Origin of the sequence: Streptomyces sp. ISL-100, assembly GCF_018614615.1 — a bacterium.
GTDB lineage: Bacteria > Actinomycetota > Actinomycetes > Streptomycetales > Streptomycetaceae > Streptomyces.
Window position 1 is genome coordinate 1 of record NZ_JAGGOK010000147.1, and the last position, 6,444, is coordinate 6,444.

Annotated in this window: 4 protein-coding genes and 2 pseudogenes; 5 read left to right on the plus strand and 1 reads right to left on the minus strand. The window is 66.9% G+C overall.

Annotated features, from left to right (window positions below; translation table 11 throughout):
- The 4 genes and pseudogenes from J7E89_RS40005 to J7E89_RS40020 all read left to right on the plus strand — a co-directional run.
- On the plus strand, window positions 1-1,310 hold a 1,310-nt coding region (locus J7E89_RS40005; protein WP_214981416.1), incomplete at its 5' end, for an aminotransferase class III-fold pyridoxal phosphate-dependent enzyme.
- Window positions 1,307-1,573 carry a hypothetical protein gene (locus tag J7E89_RS40010; RefSeq protein WP_214981417.1) on the plus strand — a complete coding sequence of 89 codons (267 nt, stop codon included), beginning with the start codon at window positions 1,307-1,309 and terminating at the stop codon, window positions 1,571-1,573. The genes J7E89_RS40005 and J7E89_RS40010, both read left to right, overlap by 4 nt.
- Before the next feature lie 862 nt (window positions 1,574-2,435).
- Window positions 2,436-4,016: an alpha/beta fold hydrolase gene (locus tag J7E89_RS40015; protein WP_214981418.1), complete on the plus strand. Its 1,581-nt coding sequence runs from the start codon at window positions 2,436-2,438 to the stop codon at window positions 4,014-4,016.
- 601 nt (window positions 4,017-4,617) lie between these two features.
- Window positions 4,618-4,817: pseudogene (locus tag J7E89_RS40020) on the plus strand (ATP-binding protein); the annotation flags it as partial.
- A 67-nt stretch (window positions 4,818-4,884) separates the two neighbouring features.
- Here J7E89_RS40020 and J7E89_RS40025 read toward each other — a convergent pair.
- A pseudogene (locus J7E89_RS40025) lies at window positions 4,885-5,343 on the minus strand (MepB family protein); the annotation flags it as partial.
- Between the two features lie 378 nt (window positions 5,344-5,721).
- Here J7E89_RS40025 and J7E89_RS40030 point away from each other — a divergent pair.
- Window positions 5,722-6,444 (plus strand): ISL3 family transposase (locus J7E89_RS40030; protein ID WP_214981420.1); only part of this gene is annotated, 723 nt, incomplete at its 3' end.

The window sequence follows — 6,444 nt, forward strand, 5'->3', positions numbered from 1 at the left end:
GTACTGCTGGAGTACTAGCGGTCGCCGTCAAGATGTGCCTGCAGTACTGGCGCTCCACCGGCAAGCTCAACAAGACCAAGCTGGCGACCTGGCGCGGCGGCTACCACGGCGACACCTTCACGCCGTGCGACCCCGAAGGTGACATGCACAAAATGTGGTCCGGCGTCCTCAAGCCGCGGGTGTTCATGGACCGCCCGCCGGCCGGATTCGAAGCGGGGATCGACGAGCGCTACGCACAACACCTGGCGGACGTCGTGGAGCAGAACGCCAACGAACTCGCCGCGGTCATCGTGGAACCGGTATGCCAGGGCACCGGAGGAATACGCATCCACGACCCCGGCTACCTCCAGGTACTGCGAGAGGTGACCCGGGCCAATAACGTGCTGCTCAGCTTCGACGAGATCGCCACCGGCTTCGGCCGTACCGGGGCGTTGCTCACCGCCGACCACGCCGGCGTCAGCCCAGACGTGATGTGCGTGGGCAAGGCACTGACTGGCGGCTACCTCTCCATGGCCGCCTCCCTGTGCACAAGCGAGATCTCCGACGGCATCGGGGCGCGGCGAATTCCCCGCCCTTGCCCACGGACCGACCTTCATGGGCCGCTCGCCACCGCCGCACCCTGCGCCTCACTCGACCTCCTGCGCAGCCAGGACTGGCGGCGAACGTCAACCGCGTCGAAGCCACACTCGACAAGGCCCTCGCGCCCGCCGGCCCAGGATCTCCCCGGGGTCAAGGACGTCCGCGTCCTGGGCGCCATCGGCGTCGCCCAGCTCGACCATCAAGTCGACATCCAGCTGGCCACGGACACCGCCTTGAGGCACGGAGTATGGCTCCGCCCGTTCCGCGACATGATTTACGCCATGCCGCCCTACGTCTCGACCGACGACGACCTCGCCGCGATCGGAACAGCCATCACCGCCGCCCGCCCGCATCGCCTGAGAGGGCGTTCTGCGGGCAGCCTCCCTTGGTCACGGGCACCAGGGCCGACGCCACCCACCATGCCGGTGGCCAGGCAAGATCGGCAGAGTCCACGAAGCACTACTCGGTCCTCCCTCACATCCCAGAGTTACCGGAACGGACCGACCGCCGTCAGGCGACCGGCTCCGACATCACCCTCGGCGTCGTCCCGCTGCCCCCGGAGCAGGACACGCCCGCCAAGCCCTCCAAGGCGGCCTCCGCAGCCTTCGATGGGGCCGGTGTACGCCACCCGTGACGGACCACTCCCGACGAGGAGCCAGCCATACCCCGCAACCGGGCGCAACGGGAACATCCCGGCCGATCGCTCGCCGGCGGCCACACTGGAGCCATGAGCAAGCACCGCTTCAGCGTTGACCAGACCGGCACCGGCTGTACCCCGAGCCATACCCGCACGTCCAAGTACCGCCACAACCTCCGCTACGAAAACCCGGCCGGTGGCGCCTGGACCAGCCCCGAGGGGCACACACTGCGTACTCCGTGCGGCCTCACCGTCGTGACGTGTGCCTGCGGCCTCGCCACCGAGGCACTGCCGAGCGACGATGCGCGGCTCCTCTACGAAGAACACCGCAACGCGATCCGCGACGAGATGGCATGAGCAGCGGGCCCCGCCGCCAGGGTGCCATGCCATCGCAGGCAAGGCGCTCAAGTGCTCTTGCACCGAGACGCACGCCTACTCAGCCTTGGTCCGTGAGCACGAACGAGCCGGCCGAAGCTGGAACGCACCCTTAGCTTGTCCCTTAAGGTCGCTCGCCCGAAAGCTCGTGGGCAGCTGAGCGGCGCATGGAGTCAGCGCTGTCGCTTGTCCATCTGGAGGGCCGAGCCAAGTTGCGGAAGCGGCGTGCCGGTGCGCGAGTCAGCGGGGTGAAGAGCTGTGGCCGGCTGAACGGCATTTCCTGGTTGCGGCAGGTCGCCGCACGGGAGGCTATTCGGCTGTGGGGCGATAAGTGTCACGGGCGGCCGAGGCGCCACAGCTCAGTCTGCGCACGAGCCCGCTCGGCAGGGATCTCGCGGACGAGATGGTAGAGGTTCTCGAAGTACTCCTGCCAGCGGTTCGGTCCGGCATAGCCTTGTGCGCCCGCTTCGCCCGCTCCGCGGCAGGCTCGGCATAGAAGATCACGCGTGAAAAGGATCACGACAACCGACCGGAACCCCGCTTCGATCGGGCATCTTGTCGAAGACGCCGGTGGAATCGAATCGGACACTGCAACAGACGCGAACAAACTCCTTGAAACTCGAAATACTTGAGATCATGCAAAACTAAACCGAATTGATCTCAGAAGTCCACTAGAAGTAGATGGCGTTGAGCCGGTTACGGTTGTGCGACTCAAGCACTATCTGTCCCAACTCCCCATCCCCCCACGGTGGGAGAAACCCGGCCTTGTGGAGGGATTCGCTCAACGTCCGCGCACGAAAAGGTGGGTGCGTCCCGTACGCAACCAACTAAGGGCTCAACCCACGTGCGAAACAGTCGAATATCCCTCTTCCTGGCGGTCGGCGCCGTCACCACGCTGGTTCCCGCGCTGACCCCAGCCACGGCATCCGCCGCGGAGAATCCCCTTCGCCCGTACCTCCAGCAGAAGCCGGCCTGGCACCGCTGCGACACGGCGATGCCTGCCGCCTTCCAGTGCGCCACGATCAAGGTGCCGCTCGACTACAACAGCCCGGGCGGCAAGAAGCTCGACCTCGCGATATCGAGGTTGAAGACGAGCACCAAGGAGGAGCGGCGCGGTGTGCTTCTGCTCAACCCGGGTGGCCCGGGTGGGCCGGGCGTCGACATGCCGCAGTACCTGGCAGGCGAGCTGCCGAAAGCCGTGAAGGCCAAGTACGACCTCATCGGCTTCGACCCGCGAGGCATCGGCCAGAGCTCCCCTGTCGGCTGCGGCCTGACGTCCGAGGAGCGGAACTGGCAACGGCCGTACAAGGCCGAGACGTTCACCAGGGACGTGAAGTGGGCCCGGACCGTCGCTGAGAAGTGCGACGCCAAGCAGGGCGACAAGCTGCGCCACATCACCACCCGCAACACCGCCCGGGACATGGACGTGATCCGTGTCGTGCTCGGCGAGAAGAAGATCTCCTACCTCGGGTACTCGTACGGCACCTACCTCGGCGCCGTCTACACGCAGATGTTCCCGAAGCGCTCCGACCGCTTCGTGCTGGACAGCGCCGTCGACCCGGCCCGGGTATGGCGCGGCATGATCCAGGTCTGGGCGGAGGGCACCGAGCCCGCCTTCACCAGGTGGACCAAGTGGACCGCCGCGCGGCATGCCACATACAAGCTGGGCAAGACCCCGCAAGCGGTCCGCAAGACCTTCTACGACCTGGTCGCCCAGGCCGACCGCGAGCCGATCGACCTCGACGGCACACTTCTGACCGGTGCCGACATCCGCTACGGCAGCCGGGGCACGTTCTTCAGCGTGCGCGACGCCGCCGAGTCGGTCGCCCAGTTGAAGAAGGCCGCCACAGGAGCACCCTCGTCCGCCGGCCGGGAGCTCAGGACGCCGGCGCCCCTTCCGCCGTCGTTCGGCCGGACCGTGCCCTCGGACAACGGCGACGCCGGCTTCTGGTCCGTCGTCTGCGCCGACACCCGCACCTGGCCGCGCGATCCCGAGCAGTACCGCAAGGACGCGATCCGGGACAAGGCCAAGTACCCGTTGTACGGCGACTTCGCCTCCCACATCAAGCCGTGCGCCTTCTGGCAGAAGAAAGGCAGCGAGCCCGCCACCACGATCGACAACAAGGTCGGCGCGCTGATCCTGCAGAACGAGTGGGATTCCCAGACTCCGCTGACCAGCGGCCAGGGCCTGCGCCTTGCCATGAAGGGGTCGAAGATGGTGACGGTTTCCGGAGGTGTCGGACACGGCATCTACGGCACCAAGTCGTGCGCCGACAAGACGGCCACCGCCTACCTGACCACCGGCAAGCTGCCGTCGAAGGACGTGACCTGCCAGGCCGCTCCGGCCGCAGACGAACGCAGCGACCCCAACCCGCTGCCGCTCCCGACGCCTCGGGGCATCCCGGGGATGGTCAGCCGCTTCTAGACCCCACGAGTCCCTTGTGAGGCCCTCCGCCTGCGGAGGGCCTCACGATCAGGGCTTGCCGTACCGGGCTGGGGTGGAACACGGTGCGGATACCCGCAGCCACTGACTGTGCGCGGCCGGGGGCGTCTCTTCCACTCAGCCCACGAGGCCACGGCCACAGCCGGCGGCGAGGCATCCTGGCGGCGGGCGGCAGAGCGTGCAGGATGCGGACGTTCCGCTCGGGGCCTTCTCGCTGACGCCGCAATCAGCTTCGGCGCACTCAAGCGCAGCTTCGTGCCGAACGCGGGCGCGCCGGTCACAGGCCGGGCTGATCCTGGCGGGAGCACATCGAAGCGTACAGCCGTACAGCCGTACCGCCGCCCCCACCAAGAACAGCGCTAACAGCGGCCGTTGGGGCGCCTGCGACGAGTCCGGCTACGGCGGCGAGCAGCTGATGAGCACGGCCGCTACCTCGTGTACGCCTCGGTGGCCATGGATGACGTCGATGCCGCGCCCATCGTGGAGGAGCTGCGCCGGGCGGCCCGGGTCCAGAGTCCCGAATGGAAGTTCATGTCCTTCCAGAGCAGCGCCGGGCGCCAGGACTTGCTGCGCCGGCTGTGGGGAGCGCGAGGAGAAGAACAGCGTTGTCATCGCCTCGAACGAGTCGTTCAGCGGCTGGACCAAGACCTTCACCGACCCCCGGCTCTGCGCGGCGATCGTCGACCGACTCACGTTAACGGCACCATCATCGAGACCGGCACCGACTCCTACCGCCTCGCCAGCACCCGGGCACGAACTGAAGAGCACGCCAAGGCTCGCTGACCTCGTGGAGGGCGGGCTTCGTCGTCCAGCTACTGACTACAGATGTGGTGTCACAGTGGCCACTGAGGTGATTTAAGGTGCAGGCCCGGGCAGTGTCGACGGGCTCGCGTTCAGGCACATGCAGAAAGTGGTTCAACTGCCACGTCTGCGTGTTGCGGGCTTGGCGGCTGGTGGTCGTTACCCACGGCGGATAAACACGGAACGCCCGCTTCCCGCCGGATCCGTTCCTTGACACGATGCCCCGCTCACAGAGCACGTCTCGCGGAAACACGAACTGTCCGAACCGTTGGCCCTCGCGAGTGCTGATGACGAAGAGATCAACAGGATCCTCAGCGTCGAAGGGCTGGATCGGCCCGCTCGCGGACCTCTTCCACACAGTGACGAACTGACCGACTTTCGTCGGGGTTGTCTTGGCCACGCGAAACCTGACCGAGAAGCCATCCAGCGTGAACTCGCATGCACCATACTCAGCGCTCTCCGCTTCAGGCACCGGCTGTGAGCAGGTGAACCCACTGGCGTCATACACCAGTTCCTTTGCCACCAACAGATCACCGGGGATCCCAGCCACACTCGGCCAAGACCCAGGATCACGGGCGCCAAGCTCCGCAGAGACATCACGTTCCATCGGCATTCCTGCATCCTGCATCCACCAAACACATGACCGACCCAGCCTGCCAGCCATCCTCACCGCAGGGCACCCAGACGACGAACGCAGTCGAGCGCAGACACTCGTGGGCGGTGGGCACCCCGCTGTTCGCGGGCATGACAGTGCCATCACTTCTGGGGTTCTGGCTCAGGTTGTGTGATCCGTGCACTGTGAGTGACCGCTGAAGTCCCAGCAGCCCATGGCAAGTTGCCTCAAAATGAGCAGTGGAAAGAGTGACTGGGCCGACAGTTCGGGGCTGTGAATGAGATCTTGCTCCGGCTGGAGGAGCTGCTATTACCGTCGATCGCGGACGTCGCGGTGCTGTCGGTAGACGTGAACATCGCGATAGTGCGTGTTGATGTCCGGTGCACCGCTGCGGGCGCCTCGTGCCCGGGGTGCGGGGCATGGTCCGCCCAGGTTCACGGCTCCTACCTGCGGTTTCCCGCTGATGTTCCGAGTGCGGGACGAAGCGTCGTACTCCAGCTGCGGGTTCGCCGATTCACCTGCCCGAACGCCGAGTGTGAACGCCGCACGTTCGTCGAGCAGATACGCGGTCTGACCCGAAGGCACGGCCAGCGGACCGAGCGGCTCCGCTCGACCCTGGCCGCGATCGGTCTTGCTCTCGCGGGCCGGGCCGGCGCCCGCCTGGCCCAGGTCGTTGGGGTGCAGGTCAGCCGCAGCACCGTTCTGCGGCTGGTCGACGCGCTTCCCGAGCCGGAGGTGCCCGCTCCGCGGGTGGTCGGCGTCGACGAGTACGCCACCCGCAAGGGGCGCCACTACGGCACCGTCCTCGTGGACGTCGAAACCCGCCGGCCGATCGATCTGCTGCCCGACCGGGAGTCATCGAGCCTGGCCTCGTGGCTGGCCCAGCGGCCCGGAATCGAGGTCGTGTGCCGCGACCGTGCTCCGTTCTTCGCCGAGGGCGCCACCGCCGGCGCCCCGCAGGCCGTGCAGGTCGCGGACCGCTGGCAGTGCGCCATG

Bases quoted from the DNA above. Each gene is read 5' to 3' on its own strand.
- J7E89_RS40010 (WP_214981417.1), top strand. From the start codon at position 1,307: ATGAGCAAGCACCGCTTCAGCGTTGACCAGACCGGCACCGGCTGTACC.